Annotated in this window: 17 protein-coding genes; 6 read left to right on the plus strand and 11 right to left on the minus strand. The window is 37.5% G+C overall.

Annotated features, from left to right (window positions below; translation table 11 throughout):
• Positions 1 to 436: 436 nt before the first annotated feature.
• On the minus strand, positions 437 to 955 hold the full coding sequence (locus tag AC3WV0_RS07595; RefSeq protein WP_488845389.1) for a hypothetical protein: 519 nt from the start codon (positions 953 to 955) through the stop codon (positions 437 to 439).
• Positions 956 to 1786: 831 nt separating this feature from the next.
• On the opposite strand from AC3WV0_RS07595, the gene AC3WV0_RS07600 reads away from it, so the two are divergent.
• From AC3WV0_RS07600 to AC3WV0_RS07610, 3 genes are all read left to right on the plus strand, one after another.
• Positions 1787 to 3928: a S9 family peptidase gene (locus AC3WV0_RS07600; RefSeq protein ID WP_488845391.1), complete on the plus strand. Its 2142-nt coding sequence runs from the start codon at positions 1787 to 1789 to the stop codon at positions 3926 to 3928.
• 128 nt (positions 3929 to 4056) lie between these two features.
• Positions 4057 to 5136 carry an acyltransferase family protein gene (locus AC3WV0_RS07605; RefSeq protein ID WP_488845393.1) on the plus strand — a complete coding sequence of 360 codons (1080 nt, stop codon included), beginning with the start codon at positions 4057 to 4059 and terminating at the stop codon, positions 5134 to 5136.
• 74 nt (positions 5137 to 5210) lie between these two features.
• The gene (locus AC3WV0_RS07610; RefSeq protein ID WP_488845395.1) at positions 5211 to 6230 is read left to right on the plus strand and encodes an LLM class flavin-dependent oxidoreductase; all 1020 of its coding nucleotides are present in this window, start codon (positions 5211 to 5213) and stop codon (positions 6228 to 6230) included.
• 208 nt (positions 6231 to 6438) lie between these two features.
• Here the strand turns inward: AC3WV0_RS07610 and AC3WV0_RS07615 are convergent, their stop codons facing one another.
• Genes AC3WV0_RS07615 through AC3WV0_RS07625 form a run of 3 tightly spaced genes read right to left on the minus strand, consistent with a single transcriptional unit; the run spans position 6439 to position 11179 of the window.
• Positions 6439 to 6885: an STM3941 family protein gene (locus AC3WV0_RS07615; RefSeq protein ID WP_488845397.1), complete on the minus strand. Its 447-nt coding sequence runs from the start codon at positions 6883 to 6885 to the stop codon at positions 6439 to 6441.
• A 49-nt stretch (positions 6886 to 6934) separates the two neighbouring features.
• Positions 6935 to 9970 carry an AAA family ATPase gene (locus tag AC3WV0_RS07620; RefSeq protein ID WP_488845399.1) on the minus strand — a complete coding sequence of 1012 codons (3036 nt, stop codon included), beginning with the start codon at positions 9968 to 9970 and terminating at the stop codon, positions 6935 to 6937.
• Between the two features lie 3 nt (positions 9971 to 9973).
• Entirely contained in the window at positions 9974 to 11179 is a 1206-nt protein-coding gene (locus tag AC3WV0_RS07625) for a metallophosphoesterase family protein (protein WP_488845401.1), read from the minus strand.
• A gap of 152 nt (positions 11180 to 11331) precedes the next feature.
• On the opposite strand from AC3WV0_RS07625, the gene AC3WV0_RS07630 reads away from it, so the two are divergent.
• Both AC3WV0_RS07630 and AC3WV0_RS07635 read left to right on the plus strand, forming a co-directional pair.
• A complete protein-coding gene (locus tag AC3WV0_RS07630; RefSeq protein ID WP_488845403.1) occupies positions 11332 to 11583 on the plus strand; it encodes a VF530 family protein in 252 nt (83 codons plus the stop codon).
• Between the two features lie 102 nt (positions 11584 to 11685).
• The gene (locus AC3WV0_RS07635; protein WP_488845405.1) at positions 11686 to 12186 is read left to right on the plus strand and encodes an FKBP-type peptidyl-prolyl cis-trans isomerase; all 501 of its coding nucleotides are present in this window, start codon (positions 11686 to 11688) and stop codon (positions 12184 to 12186) included.
• A 327-nt stretch (positions 12187 to 12513) separates the two neighbouring features.
• On the opposite strand, the gene AC3WV0_RS07640 is transcribed toward AC3WV0_RS07635, so the two are convergent.
• The 5 genes from AC3WV0_RS07640 to AC3WV0_RS07660 all read right to left on the minus strand — a co-directional run bounded on the left by AC3WV0_RS07640 (position 12514) and on the right by AC3WV0_RS07660 (position 17027).
• A complete protein-coding gene (locus tag AC3WV0_RS07640) occupies positions 12514 to 12891 on the minus strand; it encodes a YchJ family protein (protein WP_312900683.1) in 378 nt (125 codons plus the stop codon).
• Between the two features lie 215 nt (positions 12892 to 13106).
• A complete protein-coding gene (locus tag AC3WV0_RS07645; protein WP_488845407.1) occupies positions 13107 to 13532 on the minus strand; it encodes a hypothetical protein in 426 nt (141 codons plus the stop codon).
• A 2-nt stretch (positions 13533 to 13534) separates the two neighbouring features.
• The gene (locus AC3WV0_RS07650; protein WP_488845409.1) at positions 13535 to 14374 is read right to left on the minus strand and encodes a hypothetical protein; all 840 of its coding nucleotides are present in this window, start codon (positions 14372 to 14374) and stop codon (positions 13535 to 13537) included.
• A gap of 5 nt (positions 14375 to 14379) precedes the next feature.
• The gene (locus AC3WV0_RS07655) at positions 14380 to 16521 is read right to left on the minus strand and encodes a M3 family metallopeptidase (RefSeq protein ID WP_488845411.1); all 2142 of its coding nucleotides are present in this window, start codon (positions 16519 to 16521) and stop codon (positions 14380 to 14382) included.
• A gap of 140 nt (positions 16522 to 16661) precedes the next feature.
• The gene (locus AC3WV0_RS07660) at positions 16662 to 17027 is read right to left on the minus strand and encodes an SPW repeat protein (protein WP_488845413.1); all 366 of its coding nucleotides are present in this window, start codon (positions 17025 to 17027) and stop codon (positions 16662 to 16664) included.
• 228 nt (positions 17028 to 17255) lie between these two features.
• On the opposite strand from AC3WV0_RS07660, the gene AC3WV0_RS07665 reads away from it, so the two are divergent.
• A complete protein-coding gene (locus AC3WV0_RS07665; RefSeq protein WP_488845415.1) occupies positions 17256 to 18077 on the plus strand; it encodes a GIN domain-containing protein in 822 nt (273 codons plus the stop codon).
• On the opposite strand, the gene AC3WV0_RS07670 is transcribed toward AC3WV0_RS07665, so the two are convergent.
• Positions 18078 to 19955, minus strand: a complete 1878-nt coding sequence (locus AC3WV0_RS07670) for a monovalent cation:proton antiporter-2 (CPA2) family protein (protein ID WP_488845417.1) — start codon at positions 19953 to 19955, stop codon at positions 18078 to 18080.
• Between the two features lie 3 nt (positions 19956 to 19958).
• The gene (locus tag AC3WV0_RS07675; protein WP_488845419.1) at positions 19959 to 20480 is read right to left on the minus strand and encodes an NAD(P)H-dependent oxidoreductase; all 522 of its coding nucleotides are present in this window, start codon (positions 20478 to 20480) and stop codon (positions 19959 to 19961) included.
• Between the last annotated feature and the right edge of the window lie 166 nt (positions 20481 to 20646).

Consider the following 20646-nt stretch of genomic DNA (forward strand, 5'->3'; position numbering starts at 1 on the left):
TCAATGTCATTCTCGATACATTTTTTCTTCACCTTGTTACGAAAAAACACTCGAATTGACGATGAGTCCAATACCCAAAATTGAGTTCCTTTACCACTCCTATTGTCATCCCGTAGGGATCTAAGCCCGAATCTTTCCATTATTCTATTACCAGCTATACCGAGATTCCTAACGACAAAGACTTGTAAAATGCCGGTGACTGAGGGTCTCGAAGTCACATCCTCTCCATCAGGCGTTTCGCTTATCTTTAAACACTCATTTCACAATTGTTATGTGAAATACTTTGCTGAGATCCCTACGGGATGACAAACGAAGTGGCTCGTGAGTCAATAGTGAGTGGATAATGAATGATAAAACGTTATGCAGGAAAATCGAAGATTTTCAAAGTCTTATGTGTTCTATTTGTTTTCAAAGTTGTAACCTTCTCTTATATGACTTATATGCTAAAAACTTTAGTGTCTTCAGAGGGAAGCCTAGGCGGAGGACGCACAAAGTGATTGATGATGATATTTGTAATTTGAAAAGGATGAAAAGTTCCGTTTATAAGCTCCTTTCTATCCCTTCCTGCGCTAATAAACTGAGGAAAGAGCGGCTTTATTATTTTATCATGAAGCTTTAGAGAAGAACTTCCCATAATCCCCAACATTGAGGCATGAGAAATGCGTCCGGGGTCATTACGGTTCCCCGGACTACTTGTATAGCAAGCCTTATGGGCTGCGATATGGACTGATTTCTGAGTAGAAAATGGTAAAGATGATCTTTTGAGAAAATCTCTGGACTTTTTAACTGATGTAAAGCTCTTTTTCTGTTCAGAACCTGCAATAAATACAGAGGTTTCTGAATAGACATAAGCGTCTTCAGCTACGAAGATAATGGAATCTGCCGGTACAAAAGAACCGGAATATGCTTTTGAAGGAATGAAAATATACCACCACACTACGCAAAAACGTAGCAATGGAAAAGGTCTAAAATATTTCATCATAGTGTTCATTCCGTGCTATAGTAAAAAGTAGTCTTGGTTGGACTACTATTTCAGCTACAAATGTAAACAAAATATTTTCACTGCCAAATACTAACCTCTTATTTTCTAATTTCTTACATATTGGCAACAAAAACCACAAGACCTCACAAACTTACACTACAGTTTTCCTGATTTATTTTATATATTTGTGATATAGTGTTCATTATCTAGAAAAAGTAGTCCAACCAAGACTACTTTTGGGGTACTGCTGTTTTCATGGGCAATTACGGATAAAATCTTCCTTCTATTTTTACATTTCACTGATTTTTTTAACGCTATCGACGCAAAGATTTGCTTGAAAGGATTGCGTGTATTTTTCGTACGCTAGGGTGCTTCGCTCAGCAAATGAGTATTAATGTAATATTTTATTAACCTTTGATTGTTATCTGACGCTATCGACGCAAAGTTTTGTTGAAATGATTGCGCTTATTTTTCGTACGCTAGGGCACTTCGCTCAGCAAATGAGTATTACTGTAATATTTTATTAGTCCTATTCTAACGCTAGGGGCGCAAATATTTGTTGAAAGGATTTCACTTATTTTTCGGGCGCTAGGGTGCTTCGCTCAGCAAATGAGTATTACTGCAATATTTTATTAACCTTTGATTGTTTATTTAAAGCTGGGGTATTTCGACAGGCTCAGCATAAACTTTATTGCTCAGCAAATGAGTAGTGCTGTAATATTTTATTACTCTTTGATTATTTATTTTAACACTTCTTAACGAATGATATTTATTTCTTATTTTTGATGGATTCAATTTTAAGCAATGAAATTATATAAATTTTCTTTACTGATGCTGGTTTTGGGCAGTTCTGCATTTGCCCAGACCCAGAAGTTCACAATGGCGGAAGCGGTTAACGGATTGAGAACCAATCTTGCCGTGAAAAACATTTCTCAGTTTTCATGGTCAGGAGACGGAAAATCTTACATTCAGGCAGTAAAAGGCGGATATCTTATTACCGACCTGAAATCAAATAAACAGGATACGCTGGTTTCTTTAACACAGCTGAACAGAGGTCTTACGGATAGTAAATTTAAAGCGGTTCCGCAGATCAAATTCATCAGCAATTCGAAAGGGTATTTCAATAAAGAAGGAAAGGTGATCTGGGTTGAAAAATCAGGAAGTGACTGGAAAATGAAGAGTCAGATCGAAATAGACCAGAATGCGTCCGATCTTAAAGTTTTCGGGGATAACCAGACTTTTGCCTTTACGGTAAAAAATAATTTATTCATTAATAAAAACGGTAAAACAATCGCCGTAACGAATGATTCTGATGAAAATATTCTGAACGGTTCATCCAACGTACATAGAAATGAGTTCGGCATCGATACAGGTATTTTCCCGGCTCCGAATTCCGAAAGTGTGGCATTTTACAGAATGGATCAGACCATGGTTGCCGATTACCCGATCATCGACTGGTCGGTAACGCCTGCGGTGAATCACAATATTAAATACCCGATGGCAGGGCAGACTTCTCATCAGGTAACTTTGGGTGTTTTTAATATCAGAACCCAATCTACCACATTCCTTAACATCGAAGGAGAAAAAGATCAATACCTGACAGCCGTGACCTGGAGTCCGGATTCTAAATACATTTTTGTAGGTGTGCTGAACAGAGGACAAAACCACATGAAAATGAATCAGTATGATGCTGCTACAGGAAATTTGGTAAAAACGCTTTTTGAAGAAACCAGCGATAAATATGTTGAGCCGCAACATCCGCTTACCTTTTTCCCAAATTCTACTACGGATTTTATCTGGCAAAGTCAGAGAACGGGCTATAATCATCTTTTTCACTACAGTCTGGAAAAAGGTCTTGTTGCCCAGATCACGAAAGGAGACTGGCTGGTAACCGATATTTTAGGCTTTAACGAAAAGAAAAAGGAAATTTATTTTGCTTCCACAAAAGAAACGCCGCTCGAAAAACATTTGTACAGAATCAACTGGGCCAATTTCAAAATGCAGCGTCTGGATAATACCGAAGGAGTTCATACCGGTATTTTAAGTAGTGACGGAAACTATCTTTATGATATTTATACGAATGCAAATACGCCGAGAGTAGCCAATATCATCAATACAAATACGCTGAAATCCACAACTATTCTTACCGCAGAGAACCCGTTGAAGAATTACCAGCGTCCGGAAATTAAAAATGTAGTCTTAAAGGCTGACGACGGAACTCCGCTATACGGAAAGATCATTCTGCCGACTAATTTTGATTCCAATAAAAAATATCCGGTAATTGTTTATTTATACAACGGACCGCACCTGCAGCTTGTGACCAATTCATTTCCTGCTTCCGGAAATCTCTGGTATGAATATATGGCGCAGAACGGGTATATCATTTTCACCATGGACGGAAGAGGTTCTTCCAACCGTGGATTAAAATTTGAGCAGGCTGTTTTCAGAAACCTGGGAACTACTGAAATGAATGACCAGATGAAAGGTGTTGATTACCTGAAATCTCTGCCCTACGTAGATGCAACGAGAATGGGGATTCATGGATGGAGCTTCGGAGGATTTATGACGACAAGTTTTATGCTTCGCCATCCGGAAGTTTTTAAAGTGGGCGTTGCCGGCGGACCGGTGATTGACTGGAGCATGTACGAAATCATGTACGGAGAACGATATATGGATACACCACAGGAAAATCCGCAGGGATATGCAAAAGCCAATCTTCTGGATAAAGTACAGAATCTGAAAGGAAAGCTTCTGATGATTCACGGTGCGCAGGATGATGTGGTGGTGTGGCAGCATTCGGTTAAGTTTATAAAATCTGCGGTGGACAATGGTGTACAGATGGATTATTTTGTGTACCCGGGGCACCCGCACAATGTAATCGGAAAAGACAGGGTACATTTAATGCAGAAAGTAACAGATTATTTTGATCAGTACCTGAAAAAATAATCCATATCATACAATGAATTTTACAAGACAGAATACCTATACGGCTGATTCGTTGAGGTTTTCTGTCTTTTTTTTATAAAACTCTTATAACCAATGGAAACAGTTTACAATTAAATATTAATTCCTTTATGAATAATAAAAAAATAGAAAGGGTTCACTTCCATACTTTTGATTCACTGAGATTTTTTTCTTTTCTATTGGTATTCTTTTTTCATGTAGGAGGAATTCCTAAGGATAATTTTCTAAATTACTTTTCACGAGGAGCAATAGGAGTAGCATTCTTTTTTGTTTTAAGCGGTTTTTTAATCACTTACATATTGCTGGTTGAAAAATTAAATAATCATAAGATTGATCTCGGAAATTTTTTTAGGAGAAGAATGTTGCGAATATGGCCATTGTATTATCTTATGGTTTTGTTTGCTTTCTGCACTCCTTTTTTGGTTAAATTATTTCACATTCCGTCTTCCGATGCCGGTTTCGCGCCCAACTGGCTGATGGTAGTCACTTTCCTTGAAAATTATCAGGTCATGTACAAAGGAGGGCAGCCGAATGTCTCGCCGCTTCAGGTAATATGGTCACTGTGTGTGGAAGAGCATTTTTATCTGATCTGGGGGATTGCGATGTATTTTATCTCAACTAAAAATATTCCCAGACTTCTGATCACCGGTATCATTACAGCTTTTGTATTCAGAATTATTAATATGCTCTCCGGAGTAAGAGATTGTGATGTGTTTTCGAATTTAGATTACTTTGCGCTTGGTGCGATTCCGGCATATATTTTCGTTTTTAGAAAAGACATTATAGAAAAGCTTGAGAACATCCCTGCCATTTATAAGTACATCTATTTTCTGATTGTAATTTTGTGTATTATGATGCCTGAAGACAGTCTTATTTTTAAATATTTTAATTTCCGGCATATTTTCTTTGCCATTCTTTTTTCAGTGCTCATTCTTTTTACCCTGGGAAATAAAAACGTGTTTAAAATATCAGATAAAACTATTTTTGCAAAACTAGGAAAGTATACGTACGGATTGTACCTGATTCATATGATGCCCGTGATGCTGGTCAGAAAAATCGGAGAAAACTACCATTGGGATTGGAAGATCGTTTTATCATTAACGTTTTTGCTCACAGCAGTTCTTGCCTATTTATCCTATCATCTTTTTGAAAAACAATTCCTGAAACTCAAAAAGAAAGTGAAGGAATAGTCATATCCTTTCTTATCAAACATCAATGTGCCTGATTTTTGACTGTGTTATCTTTGTAATATAAAATCAACAATATGGAATTAGGAATTGGAATGTTTGGCGACCTAGGTTTCGACCAAAATACCGGAAAATATAAAGATGCAGGTGTGAAAATCCGTGAGATCATCGACCAGGTAAAATTGATGGATGAAGTGGGAATTGATGTTTTTGCCGTGGGCGAACATCACCGTCCGGACTATGCGGTTTCTTCACCGGAGATTGTACTGGCTGCTGCGGCAAGTGTGACCAAAAACATCAAGCTGGCAAGTGGTGTTACCGTATTAAGCTCATCAGAACCCGTTAAAGTATATGAAGATTTTTCAACACTGGATTTGATTTCAGATGGCCGTGCAGAAATTTTTGTAGGGCGAGGAAGTTTTATTGAATCTTTTCCTCTTTACGGATATTCTCTGAATGACTACGAAGAACTTTTTAATGAAAAGTTAGAATTGCTGTTAAAAATCAATTCAGAAGAAAACGTTTCCTGGTCAGGAAAGCTTCGTGCTCCGATGCAGAATCAGACGGTTTATCCAAGAGCAAAAAACGGCGGAAAACTTCCAATCTGGAGGGCCGTAGGCGGAACTCCGCAATCTGTGCTTAGCGCTGCAAAGTTAGGAATGCCTTTAGTGGTAGCAATCATTGGCGGGATGCCGATACAGTTTAAAAATCTTATAGAATTTTATAAGCAGGAATATCTTAAAGCAGGCTACTCCGAATCTGAAATGCAGATTGCTATTCATTCGCATACTTTTGTAAGCGATGATAAAAATGTGATAGACGGATATTTCAACAATTATAAATCACAGATGGACCGGATCGGATCATCAAGAGGTTGGGCTCCATTTACCAAAATGCAGTATGAAGGCGGAAGAAGCAAGGATGGTGCTTTATTCATAGGAAACACCAATGAAGTTGCCGATAAAATTGCTTATATGAAAGAGATTTTCGGAATTACAAGATTTATCGGCCATATGGATGTTGGCGATCCGGCTGATGATATTATGAAAAAATCAATCGAACTGTTTGGCGAAAAGGTTGGACCACAGGTAAAATAATACAACAAGAGGCTGTGCTAAAGTTTGGGCAGCCTCTTTTTTTTTCACCAAAAATGAGCAAGTAGTTTTTATGCTCCGGAGGAGCAATGTCTGTGTAGCTGAAAAAAACAATACAATATTGTAAGCACGCCGTAGGTGTGCTATGATTAAAAAACTGAAAAAGTCTTACTAAAGAGACTATCCAAACTTCTCGGACAACTTTTTTAATTTATGCGTCAGGGGAAAATTTAGCTTTGTATTCATTAAGAAGTTCGGCAAGCTTTGTGGCAGACATTCCATAGGTGTCAGGAAGCCCTCCCTGTCTCAGCTTAGTTTTGTTACCCACCAGAGCTTTATTAAGGTCAAAAACCACAAGTTTATTGAAAGCGATCCATTTTGTTTCAAAGGTATTAACTGTTTGCCACGGAATAAAAGTGACCCTGAAAAGATTTTTCATTTCAATTCCTTTCTCGTCGATCTTGAGATAAGAAGAACCAGGAATGAGGTTCAGAAGAAAAACCGCAAAGCACATTCCGAAAAAAACAATATTCAGAATCGCAATGAGTTTATTTTTGTCTAAAAGGGAAATTCCTAAAATAACAAATCCAATGCTGATGACCAGTAAAATACTGCTTTTTACTTTTCCGGGTTTTAAAATAAGAGGTAAATTTTGCATGATAATTTTATTGATTTAAATGTAATAAATCTTTAGATGTAAATTCAGTTTAAATAACCTCAATAAGGCTGCCTCTTTCCTCATCTTTAATAATATTCAGTGATACGGGGATTTTTTCTTTAAGCTCTTCCACGTGGGAAATGATGCCTACAATTCTGTTTTCTTTCTGAAGGTTAACCAGTGTTTCAAACACAATATTCACCGATTCCAGATCCTGCGTGCCAAAACCTTCATCAATAAAGAAGAAATTCTTTTCCGCTTTTGCATTGCTCTGAACACTTTCTGCCAGTGCAAGGGCAAGACTTAAAGAAACCTGAAATGCCTGTCCGCCGGAAAGGGTTTTCACACTTCTGCTGCGACCCTCGTTGAGGTAATCAATAATTTCAAAATCGTTATTGTCATTGAGCTGAAGGCTGAGCTGATTTCGTGTCATCCTGTGAAAACGCACATTGGCATGATCACAAAGCTGACGAAGGTAAATGGATGAAACATATTGTACGAATCCTGCTCCTTTAAAGAGGTTCATCATGATCTTAAGATTATCCGCACGCTTTTGAAGCTGTGCAAAAGTTTTTAAAAGATCTCCTTTCTTCTTAAATTCTTTTTCAAGTCTTTCAATTTCTGCCTGAATTTTTACGACAGAATCATTGGCTGTTTTTACTTCCAGCTCAAGAGAGGCAAACTGTATTTCAACAGTTGAAAACTCTTCATGATCAAAAGTGAAATCTTTTAATTTGTATTCCAACTCAAGCATGCTGTTCTTCAGCGTTTCAAAAATGATTCTGAATTGCTGGATACTATTTTTTTCTTTCTGAACATCAATTTCTTCAGCTAGCGTTTCCAGTACCTTATGCAAATCAAACTGCTGCTCTGCAAGAGCCGTTTCTATTAAAAGAGTATTGTCCGCAATTTCTTTTTCCAATTCGGAAATGCGTTTTTCCAGCTGGTCGACAATAGTTTTATGTTCGGCAAGTCTTGGAGAAATTTCTTTTTCTTCTTTCAGTAATTGCTGATAATTCTGTTCAGTTTCTCGATTGGATGTGGTCAGCTTATTGAAAATTTCTTCAACTTCTTCAACTTCTTTTTCAGCATAATTATTCCATTCCAGCACTTTAAGGTTGGATTCATTTGTTCTGATCTGCTCTTCTTTTTTCGCTTCATCCAGCCTGAATTTTTCCAGCGCTTTATTGTAGCTGTCGAGATTGCTTCTTTCTTTATCAAGATTTTTCTGCTCTTCGCTGATCTGCAGATTCAGCTCTTCCATTTGCTTTTCGATTGCGAAAGAATGCTGTCTTTTGGCTTCAAAATCACTTTCATTATCTGCCTTAAATTCTTTCCAGATAAAATTCTGATGATGAATTTCCACCTGGATCTGAATCTGTTTTACCAGTTCTTCTTCAGATTTCAGCTGTTCTTCAAAGATTTTTTTTCTATCAAGAATCTTTTCCGCTTCTGATAACTGTTTCTGAATATGCTCTTTTTGATGATCAATGTGGTCGAGCTGTTGCTGAATTTCATTTAACTCTGAAGTAACATCGTCATATTCCACGATATTCGGGTGTTCCAGAGCTCCACACAGCGGACATGATTCTCCGTCATGAAGTTCACTGGCAAAATGAGCCAGCTTCTGCTGAACTTCCAGATGATTTCGTTTTTCTGAAAGCTCTTTCTTTTTATTTTCTAAATTTTCTAACTGAATCTTAAAATCATCTTTAAAGGTTTCGGAATTGATTTTTAAAACCTCCAGCTCTTCAGAAATTCTGCGGATTTCAAGTTTTTTAGCATCCGCTTTTTTGATTTGTCCGCTGAGGTTTTCCTGCAGCTTTTTGTTTTCGAGAAACCAGTTTCCTACGTTGACGAGCAATCCGGGATCCAGTTTTCCCGGTTTCAGCAGTTCGGTCTTTTTAGAAAGTTCTTCAATTTTTTGCTGAATCATTTTCTGGTGAGCTTCTACTTCTTTTACTTTCTGGGAACCGTTTTCCGTTCTTTCTTTTAAGATCTTAATTTCATCTGCAACTGTCATCATCTGCAAGATCAGACCTAAATCATTTTCCTGCGTTTTAGATTGTGGCAAGGCTTCATACTGCGGCTGGATGGATGCCAGTTCGCTTTTCAGTTTTTCAAACTGAAGTTGAGTGGTATTAAGAATTTTCAGCTGACGTTCTTTTTGCTGTTGCTGTTCCGAAATTTCCTGAGCCAGTTTCTTTTTTTCCGAAAGAAGAGGCGTGAAAATCCTTGATAGACGGTCGTAGATTTCCGTTTTTGTTTCCAGAATATCTATTTCAGATTTTTGTTGGGTGACTTTCTCAAAATCAGATTTTTTCTGATTCAGCAATTCAAAATCATCTTTTAACCCTTTCAGTTTGACATATTTTTCTTCGGTTTCGCGGAATCTTTTCAGTGTTTCCTGAAACTTAAGTTCCTCATGGGTTAAATTTTCTTTTTTGATTGTAATCTGTTCCTCCGTAATTTCCTCAAATCCTTTCAGCTGACCTTCCAATTGATCAAGCTCTGATCTGTTTTTGGTATTAATCAAAGAAACATTATCGTGAAGGTCAAAACGCTGAAGACCGAAGATCTCCTTCATCATGTTGGTGCGTTCAGCCGCACCCAGTTCCAGGAACTCTTTAAACTGCCCCTGCGGAATGATGATTGTCCGTTTAAAATTAGAATAGCTTAAACCTACAATTTGTTCCGCATTTGAATGGTCAAGCGGAATCCAGTTTTCATTTTTCCATTCATAAAATGTGACTGAAGGTGTTTTTACATCTTCAAAATTTTTAGAATTTCTTTTAAATTCTCGGGTAGCCCGGTATTTTTTATTTTCGTAATTGATGAAATCAAACTCGATGTAGGATCTGTTCGATTTCAGATTCATCATATTATAGGCACGCTTATCTCTGGCGTTGAGCCTTTCAGTTTCCCCATACAGGGCAAAGGAAATCGCTTCCAGAATTGACGACTTCCCGGAACCTACCGAACCGAAAATACCAAAAAGACCGGCTTCTGTAAGATTTTCAAAGTCTATTTTCTGGCGTTCCTGATAAGAATAAATCCCTTCTAATGTAAGTTGAACAGGAATCATAGGCTAGGGGTTAATAATTTCGTTAAACAAATCGATAAGTTCCTCATTGGCCTCCTGACCACCATTTTTAGATTTAAAATAATCTTTGAACAAAGACTGAATATCCTGACTGAGGTTGATATCCCGAAGCTGATTTTCATGTAATTCCTGATTTTTAATTTTCGGAATGAGGTGTACGATCCCGCTGTGGGTCTGATACAAAAGTTTTCTCTCATCGGCTTTTAAAAAGCTTTCACTTTCCAAAGTAAGCTCTACAAAGGTGTCCTGATTGGCAGTGAGCCATTCTATCGTTTTTTCGATACAGTCGAAACTTTTTCTCTCAAGGCATTTCCCGTTTTTGATCGGAATTTTTGTAAACTGAACGGGTTGATTGGGTTCTGCTTCAATGATGGAAATATATTTAGTCTGTCCAGACTCACTGAAGCTGTAGCAAAGCGGGGAAGATGAATACACCACAGGTTTTTCCGCCGTTCCGATGTTCTGAAAACGGTGCAGATGCCCGAGTGCCGTATATTGAATCTGATGAGGAATGATTTCTGAAAAAATAAGATCCGCATTTCCTATTTTGAGCGGTTTTTCGCCTTCAGGTTCATCCAGCAGGGGAGTTCCTTTTTTGTTCATGTACAAATGGGTCATGAGTAAATTGACTCCATTTTCATCGCAGAATTGATCTGCATTTTTCTGCCAGTGTTCCGCAAGAACCTGATTCAGTTCTGCTTCTTTATCTTCACCGAGATATTGTTTTAACCGTATTTCATTGGCATAAGGCGTATGAAGAATTCTTACCGGAAAATCATGATTTTTTAAGGTAAGTTCAATAAATCCTTCCGCTGATTTTGAGATTTTAAAATGTTCCAGCTCAAAAGGATGGATGATTGCTTTAGGATGACCGATCAGTATGATACCGCATTCACGGGCCAGAGGATCGGGAGCATCGATAAGGCTGGGAGAATCGTGGTTTCCTGAAATGGCAATGACAGGGCGTTTTCCGTTTAAGGATAACCGTTTTAAGGTTTGATAAAACAGTTGAACAGCCTCCGTTCCGGGATTAAAGTTGTCAAATAAATCTCCGGCAATGAGAACAAGATCAATATTTTCTTCATCGGCGATCTGTACAAGCTCGTTCATCACCAGAATCTGCTCTTCCAGTCTTGAAAAGCGGTCGAGCCGTTTACCCAAATGCCAGTCGGCAGTGTGCAGAATTTTCATCCTGTAAATTTAAAGAAGATAAATTGAAAGTAAAGGTTGTGGCTTAAGATTATTATTCAGTTTAAAGCAGTTACTTGCTTTTTATCCGGGATTAAATTTGCCATTTCATAATTGTTCCCATAAAAATGTAATTAAATGTTTATTTTTACACTATGGAACAGCAATCTAAAGATCCACTTCACGGAAAAAGACTTGATGCCATTCTTGAAGAACTGGTAGAATATTACCAGGGTTTTGAAAGATTGGGAGAGCAGATCAACATCAAATGCTTTACAGATAACCCGAGTATCAGCTCATCATTGAAGTTTTTACGGAAAACGCCGTGGGCCAGAACCAAAGTGGAAAGTCTTTATCTTTTTATGTTGAGAGAGAAAAAAAGAAAGGAAACAAGAGGGCAGAAATAGAACGCCACGGATACTTCTTTACCTGTTATTCTTCTGTCAGTGAATTCAAAAACAGTATATTTGTATCGTTAATCGTGAGATTCACGAAAAAAAAGAAAAAATATGACAATCGAAAACAATCATGTTGTAGCTGTAAGTTACATACTTCACACCATCGAAGAAGACGGAAGTAAAATTCTTGTAGAAGAGACCACCGCAGAAAATCCACTTACGTTTTTATACGGTGTTGGAATGATGATCCCAAAGTTTGAACAGAATATTCTGGGATTAAAGGCTGGAGATAAAGCAGCATTTGTAATTCAGCCGGAAGAAGCTTATGGTGAAAGACAGCCTGATGCCATTGCACAGTTGCCAATCGATATGTTCCAGGAATCCGGAACTCCACCGGTAGGAGCTATTTTACCATTAACCGATAATCAGGGAAATAATTTCCAGGCGTTTGTGGTAGAAGTAACACCGGAAGCGGTAATTGCAGATCTTAATCACCCAATGGCGGGGAAAGTTTTGGATTTCCAGGTAGAAATTTTAAATACACGTCCTGCAACAGAAGAAGAGTTATCACATGGCCACGCTCATGGGATCGACGGAAACGAAGCTCACTAACCAAAATATGAATGTCCGGTTTTGCCGGACATTTTTATTTTATCATAAAACGTTTACAATCAGCTTGCCGGATAAACAGCTTCGATAAAGCAATTAACCACTTCGAATGGGCAATCAACCATTCCGAATGCACAATCAAGCATTTAGAAGAGGCAATCAAGTACAATTTGTTATCTTTCAGTGTTTTATGGCCTCTTTTAAAGAGTATATCCGATGAAGAATATGGATGTAGATCAGGCTTCAATGATATTTTAACCATACAAGATAGAAAGTTGAGGGTTTCATGTGCCTTATTAATCTATTCTTTATGATCTCCTGTCAACAGTACTATTCCAGAAATTCTCCGGTTGCGTAAAACCATCGGTTCTGAATCATTTTAAATGTTGACAACTCGTGATGAATTTGAGGATCTCCATTTTCATCGGTATAAAAGGCTTTAAATTCTACTTTATTGACGGCGGGTTTTGCTACTATTTCCAGTTTTGTCCATGTATTGATTTCTCCCCATTCCTGTAAATCCTTTTTATTGTGATATTTTCTCTTGCTGGGCAGCGTAGTTTCCATCAGATAATCACCATTCGGAATGGCAAATGCAGAAAACCGGGAACGCATAAGTGCTTCTGCGGTCGGCGCATTCTTTTCTCCGGTATGATACGGTTTACAGCATTCTTCATAAATTTTTCCGGAACAGCAGGGACAATTCATTTTTTTATTTTAAAACACAAAATTACACGAATATTTTCACGGAGTCCACAAAAGTTCGTATCAATTGGGGATGTTTTTACGGGGCTTGATTTTCGATATAATTTTCACAGTAATTAAATCTGCGTTATCTGCAAAATCAGCGGGAGAAAAACAATTTATTGATAAGTATTCATATTTAAATAAAAAAAGCATCCAAAAATGAATGCTTATAATTTTTATTGATTTTCTTCCTCGATTTTTGTATCTATAAAAGTGTAGTTATCAGTCGCCATTTCCATAGATTGTTCTTTTGATTTGAATTTGATGTGCGAAGGATCAAGAACTTGGTACGTGTAAACATCTGTCTGACCTGAGGTGTAATGCAATTCATGAAATTCTCCGTTTTCAATCCACCATTGTCCTTTTTCTACATGTTGATCCACTTGGCAATCTTGAACCGTTGTAAAAAGTAGCATAAAAGTTCCGTCCTGCTTCCTTTCCATAATCCATAGCTTTTCAACACCTTCTATCTGCTGGTCTTTTTCACTGCCTTTCCAAAGACCTACCAGATTTTGATCAATTTTATTGGTTTTCGGTTTTGCTTTTTGTGCGTAGATACCGCCATAAACTAAAATTAAAGAGCTTAAAATAAATTTTTTCATAGTTATTTAAAATGTATTGTTATTCTCATTTCACTATTTACAGGTATTCCAGAACTTTTTGCAGGAATCCATTGAGTGTCCTGAATGAAGTTTTTTAATTGATTAATGAAATAGGATGCGAATTTATAATTTTTTTTATTTTGAAAGCTTAAATGCGTTTTGATGTCAGCTATTTTTCCGTCTTTATAAAGAATAAAATCTGCGGAAATATAAGAATAGAGATCTTGTTCCTTTCGAAATTCATAATCTATGGGATATTCTGTTTTCTTCCAAAAATCTTTCTTGCTGTTGGCGAAAAAGTCGTTGTAATCTTTGTCGCCGGGATATCTTGAGACCATATCACATTCTTCAAAACGATAAATCTTATCAGGATTATTTTTCACGTATTGTATTTCAGAGATCTGTCTTAAAGAATCAATAAACTTAGGTCCAAATTTTCTGTCAATTTCTTCCCTCATGATACGGGCATAGCAATGTTGCAATGAAGAGGGAATAGTACAGTAATATAAGGCAGAATCAACTTCGATTTTGTAATTCTTTAATAATGAATTCATCTCAGCATTGCCCTTGAAACTTTCCACCATTCCGAAATAATGAAAGAAAACAAGTTTGTTCCTTTTGATATCTTCATAAGCCTTTTTTGTCTCTTCGGTACAGGATGAGTCAAAATACTTCCTTTCTTCATCAAATATTTTAGCTAACTCAGTCTCAGATAATGTATCAGATTTTTTATAGTAAAAAGATTCTGACTTCTCTTCAGATCGTTTATTTCCGATTGAAGAGAAAGTCAGAATTATAATAGATACCGATGAAAGTATTTTAATACCGATATTTAATGTCATACCAACTATTTAATAAAACCTCTGTTTCTCAATAAAGGCTTAATATCCGGATCGTGTCCCGTAAAATCTCTGAATGCCTGATTCAGGTCTACCGAATTTCCTACAGACAGAATGTATTTTCTGAAGCGGTCACCGTTTTCTCTGGTTAGTCCGCCATTGTCTTTGATCCATTCCCAGGCATCATTATCCAGAGTTTCAGACCATAAATAAGCATAATACCCTGCAGAATAACCGCCTCCCCAAATATGTGCAAAATAAGGAGTATGATATCGTGGAGGAACTGTTGCCAAAGTAAAGCCATGTTTCGCTAATGATTGTTTCTCGAAATCTAAAACAGGAATCAATTCACTTTCATTGGTTACGGTATGCCAATCCATATCCAGTTCGGCAGCTGAAACCAATTCTGTAGTCATATACCCCTGATTAAATGTTGAGGCCTTTTTTATTTTATCAACCAATGTTTGTGGAATCGGCTGTTTGGTCTCGTAATGCAGAGCGTAATTTTTCAAAACGACAGGATCTAAAGCCCAGTGTTCATTAATTTGTGAAGGAAATTCCACAAAGTCTCTCGGAACATTGGTTCCTGAAAGCGAAGGGTATTTCTGGCTGGCAAACATCCCGTGAATCGAGTGACCAAACTCATGGAAAATCGTTGAAACATCATCAAAGCTTATTAAAGAGGGCTTTCCAGGAGCCGGTTTCTGATAATTGTAGCAGTTTACGATGACAGGTTTGGTTCCCAATAAATAGGATTGCTCGACGAAATTGCTCATCCAGGCTCCACCGTTTTTAGAATCCCTTGTGTAGAAATCCAGGTAATAAATTGCAATCGATTTACCATCGTGATCAAAAACTTCATAAGTTACCACATCCGGATGATACACCGGCAGATCTGTTCTTTTCTTGAACGTAAGTCCGTAGAATTTTTCGGCAGCGAAGAAAACCCCTTTCTCCAGAACCGTGGTAATTTCAAAATAAGGTTTTATCTCACTTTCATCAAGGTCAAATTTAGCTTTTCTAACCTGTTCAGCGTAGAAGTTCCAGTCCCAGGGCTCTACTTTGAAGCCGCCGTTTTGCTGATCAATAAGATCCTGAATATCTTTTGCCTCGCGTCTCGCTGTTTCTACAGCAGGTGTTGCAATCTGATTCATTAAATGAGTGGCTGCTTCAGGGGTTTTGGCCATCTGATCCTGAAGTTTCCATTCTGCAAAGCTTTTCTTTCCTAAAATTTGTGCTTTTTTAAGCCTTAATTTCGCCAATTTTTCAATCGTTTCCCGGGTATCGTTTCCGTCACTTTTTTCAGCTCTCGTCCATGATGCCTTAAACAGTTTCTCACGTGTAGATCTGTTTTTCAGATTTTGCAGAAGTGGCTGTTGGGTTGTATTTTGTAAAGCCAATAAATACTGGCCCGGTTTTCCGGCATTTTTAGCATCGCTTGCAGCCGCCGCAATTTCATCAGTCGAAAGACCGTCAAGTTCTTTAATGTCACTAAAGAAAACACCTCCCTGTTTTCTTGCTTCCAGTAATTTGTTGGAATATTGCGTAGACAGCGAAGCCAGTTCCTGGTTGATCTGCTTTAGTTTTTCTTTGTCAGCAGCCGAAAGATTGGCTCCTGCGATTTCAAAATTTTGCTTGTAATATTGTAAAAGTCTTTTGCTTTCAGAATCCAAACCATTTTCCGGAATTGCTTTTATCCTTTTATAAAGATTCTCATTAAGATACATTTTATCCGAATGTGCAGCAAAGATCGGTGCATATTCTTCATCCAGAGCCTGTAGCGTAGGATTGGTATTGGCACTTGTCAGGTTGGAAAATACGATAATTGCCCTTTTCAGAATTTCGCCGCTTTTTTCCAGGGCTACCAGCGTATTGTCAAAAGTAGGCGCCTCAGGATTGTTGGCGATCTTCAGAATTTCAGCATCATGTTGCTTAAGTCCAAAATCAAATGCAGGTTTAAAATGTTCGTCTTTAATTTTATCAAATTCCGGTGCCTCATACTGAAGTTTGCTTTTCTTCATAAAAGGATTTGACGAAAGGGAAGCGTCCGGTGAAGGAACTTCCTTTTGAGTTTCAATGCTTTTCATTGTTGTACAGGATTGATTAAATGCTAATGCAGAAATTAATAATACTGATGAAATCTTCTTCATAAACGATTTATTAATAATGCCTAAAGATATTAAAATCTTATGTTAAAAAGAGTAGGAATTAAATCTTATCATCAAAGAAACAGAGCTTTTCCTTATTTAGGAAGAGCTCTGTCATATTGCATTGAAAAATTAAAGGAGTATCAAATCTGTTTTGGCGCGTGAACTGGCGAGATCGCCTTACGGGAAAGCAATACTGCCACCATTTCAAATGCACCTAAAATGACATGAGGAAGATACACTCTGTCACTGAAACCAAACAGCCATGGTGAAGCCAGTAATAGGATTCCTGCTACCAAATCGATCGCAAGATGTACCTTATAAGGAATCATTCTGGCTACAGAATATTCATAATTGGTCAGAAGACTATACAAAATGGTCGATATCCCGAGAATAACAGGAATCGTTGTAGCTGCGCTGTCGTCAGCAAATCCCAAAAGCCACGGAGCGGCAATTAACAATATACCTACAAGGTAATCTAAAATAGCGTGAGTTTTTGATGAAATCATAATCAATATTTTTGTAATGTGTACGGCTATTAGTTCAATACGTATACCATTGAAAGAAAAATTGTGGTATAAATTATTGATTTTTAAATAGTTTAATCCTGAATTGATAGAAAAATAATATCTGAAAAATGCTTAATATGACTCTGGTCGTATTAATATTAACAGCAATGTAATATTTTTTATAAATTAGTTGTTAATAAATTAAGTAATCATAAAATCCAACCGAATATGAAATCAACAAAACTTTTTATTTTTTCAGCCTTTGTACTTTTGGCATCATGCGACGGACGAAAAGAAAAAAAAACTAGGAATAACGAAGATGGAAACTGGGTGGAAAAGGTAGTTTCGTCAGATCACGGACCCGTGAAGCAGAAGCAGGTAACGGGGGATTTTGATGAGATCGAAGTTTCCCAGGCTATAGAAGCTGAAATTATAAAATCTGACATGGAAAAAGTAGTTATTTCTGCTCCTGAAAATATCATTGATGATGTCTTGGTTGATATCAGTGGCGGTAAATTACATATCCATTATAAAAAAGGAATCAGGGTGATGAATAACCACAATGTTTCCGCAAAGATTTATGCTAAAGATTTTACGAAAATTGAGGCTAACTCTGCTGCAGGAATTACAGTTAAAGATAAATTCGTTCAGGAAAAAACAGATATCGAAGTATCAAGCGCGGCATCTGTAAGCGGAAATCTTGAAGCCAATGATTTTGAAATTTCTGCAGGAAGCAGCAGTAGCTTTTCAGGAAAAATATGGGCTGTAGATCTTGATATTGAAGCCTCATCAGGATCAAGTTTAGATCTTTCCGGCAAATCAAAAAATACTGAAATTTCATCATCATCAGGAAGCAGTATCTCTGCCAAAAACCTTATAGCCGATAAGTTGAAAGTAGATGCATCCAGCGGAGGCAGAGTGGATATCAGCGCTTCATCATCTATCTATGCAGAGGCTTCTTCCGGTGGCAGTGTGAATGTTTACAAGAAAGGAAATGTAACTTCGGTAACGAAAGAAGAAAGCAGTGGTGGAAGTGTAAGTATTCACTAATTACCTGTCTTCTTCATCCTCATCATCATTGGATGAATCTTCCCATTGCTTATTATCAAAATTAAGATTATCATAAGCCAATAATTCCTCCTCTCGCTGGAGGATTTCTTTTGTGGTGAAAAGATGAATTTCGTCGTCTTCCTCTGCCTTTGCCAGTTTTCTGATAGATTCTTTGTCAATAGCCATAAATCTTTGTCCGAGTCGTCTGGCGGCATATTTTCTCATACCTGTTTCGTGAAGCACATCTACGGCCATATCAACAGCTGTACCGAGTGTTTCACGATAAATATTATTGATTCCGTTATTCAGATAATTGTAGGCGTCAATTCTGTTTTTGGCCCGCACAAATATTTTTATTTTTGGATAATGATCGCGCACGAGGTCGGCAATAAATTTATTGTCATCAGGATCATCAAGACATAAGACAAGTATTTCAGCCTCCTCAATTCCGGCGGCACGTAAGGTGGGAATTTTAGTGGCGTCACCGTAATACACTTTAAAGCCATAGCTTCTTAATAGCTTTACCCGGTCAGAGTCTCTGTCCAGAACCGTGGCGGATATTTTATTGGCCTTTAAAAGTCGCCCGACAGTACTTCCGAAATGCCCGAAGCCTACAATAATAATCCTTTTTTGTCGAACATCACTGTCTAAAATATTAAAATTATTTTCAGGATCTGGAACTTCTTTGATGAAACGGGGAGTGATCAGTCTGTCATTAATAATTAAAAGAAATGGCGTGATACACATGGTAATAGCTGTAACGGCCATCATCTGTGCATTGAGCTCCGCATTCAGCAAATAAAGATTTGAAGCATAATTGATCAATACGAATGCAAATTCTCCCACCTGCGAAAGGGCAAATGCATAAAATAGACTTTGAGGTGTATCAATCTTGAAAAACCTGCCAATTGCAAATAAAACCATAAACTTGATCACCAAAACGGCAAAAACAGTACTGAAAATAAATAAAGGATCTTCCTGAATGATATTAAAATTCATGGTAGACCCGACACTTACAAAAAAAACAGCAAGCAACAATCCTTTAAAGGGATCAATCTGAGCCTCAAGCTCGTGCCGGAATTCGCTGTTGGCCAGCATTACTCCTGCAAGAAAAGCTCCTAAAGCCGGCGAAAGGCCAATGGCAACCATCAGTTCCGAAACTCCAATCACCAGGAATAAGGAGGAAGCAGTCAGCAATTCCGTCATTCCTGATTTTGAAACGTATCTTAAAAAAGGAACAAAAACATATCTTCCCAGTAGTATTAATAGGGCAACTCCTAAAATCACGGTTGCAAACTGCATCCACTCGGGCAGTGTCTGAATCAGTACCTGAATTTCATTATCATGATGTCTTGCTTTGTAATGCGCAATCAGCGGGAGGATCGCCAGAATGGGAATCACTGCGATATCCTGGAACAAAAGCGTGGAAAATGAAGCCTCTCCTGCCAGTGTTTTTAAATTATTTTTTTCCTGTAAAGTCTGTAAAACAATAGCCGTAGAAGAAAGTGCAAAGCACATGGAAATAGCAATGGCTTTATCCAGAGGCCACCCGACCATTATAAAGACAAGGAAAAGCAATGAAATGGTAAGGAGCATCTGGCTGAGGCCCAACCCAACAATTTTTTTCCGCATTTCCCAGAATTTCCGGGGCTCCAGCTCAAGTCCGACCAGAAAAAGAAGCATGATTACGCCAAATTCACTGGCGTGCATGATGCCGTTGACATCCTTTCCTGTCAGCCTTAAAACATAAGGGCCTATAATAATTCCCCCCGCAATATAGCCTATCACAGAACTTAGTCCGAATTTCCTCGCCAGCGGAACCATAATAATGGCAACGCCCAGGAATAAAAGTGTATTCATGGCTAAGCTTGTTTCCATATTTTATTGATTGAGTAGTTCTGAAAATTCCTGCTTGTGTAAAATGATTTCTTTTTTTGAAAGTTTATTGGCTTCGTAAACGATTTTAATATTTTTGATATCTGCTTTAAATACGTTCAGAGACACGATAAGACCGCTGATCAGCTCTTCGACCGTGAACTTGTAGGTTCCTTCTTTGTGAAATGATCTTTCTTTTCCGCCAGTTGTGACCAGTATATAAACCTCTTTCCCCTGCAATGGATTGTAATTACCGTCTTTAAGCCAGTCACGGTCAAAAACTTCATCGATCCAGAGTTTTAGCAGAGGTGGCATTCCGAACCAGATAAGAGGAAACTGAAAAATAAAACGTTCATAATTTTTTATTCTTTTCCGTTCCCTGAATGCTGCAATATGAAAATCAGGATATTCTTCGTAAAGATCCCGAAGGGTAAAATGCTGTTGACGAACATAGTAATTAATGAGCTCTGCATTCGAATTTGAGTGCTCTAAATAGGGATGCGCAAAAACTACCAATGTCTTCTTCATAAACCTGTTTTCAGTAAATATAATGAAAAAGTCTTAAATTAAAAACAGTTTTAGGGCAGGTTTATTAATTTTTTAATATCAATAAATGACATTTTAGTTAATGAAAATTAAAAAAATGTGCAAAAAATATCTTTTTACGAAATGAATAAGTAATTGGTATAATATC

Source organism: Chryseobacterium sp. 27AL (assembly GCF_057815395.1).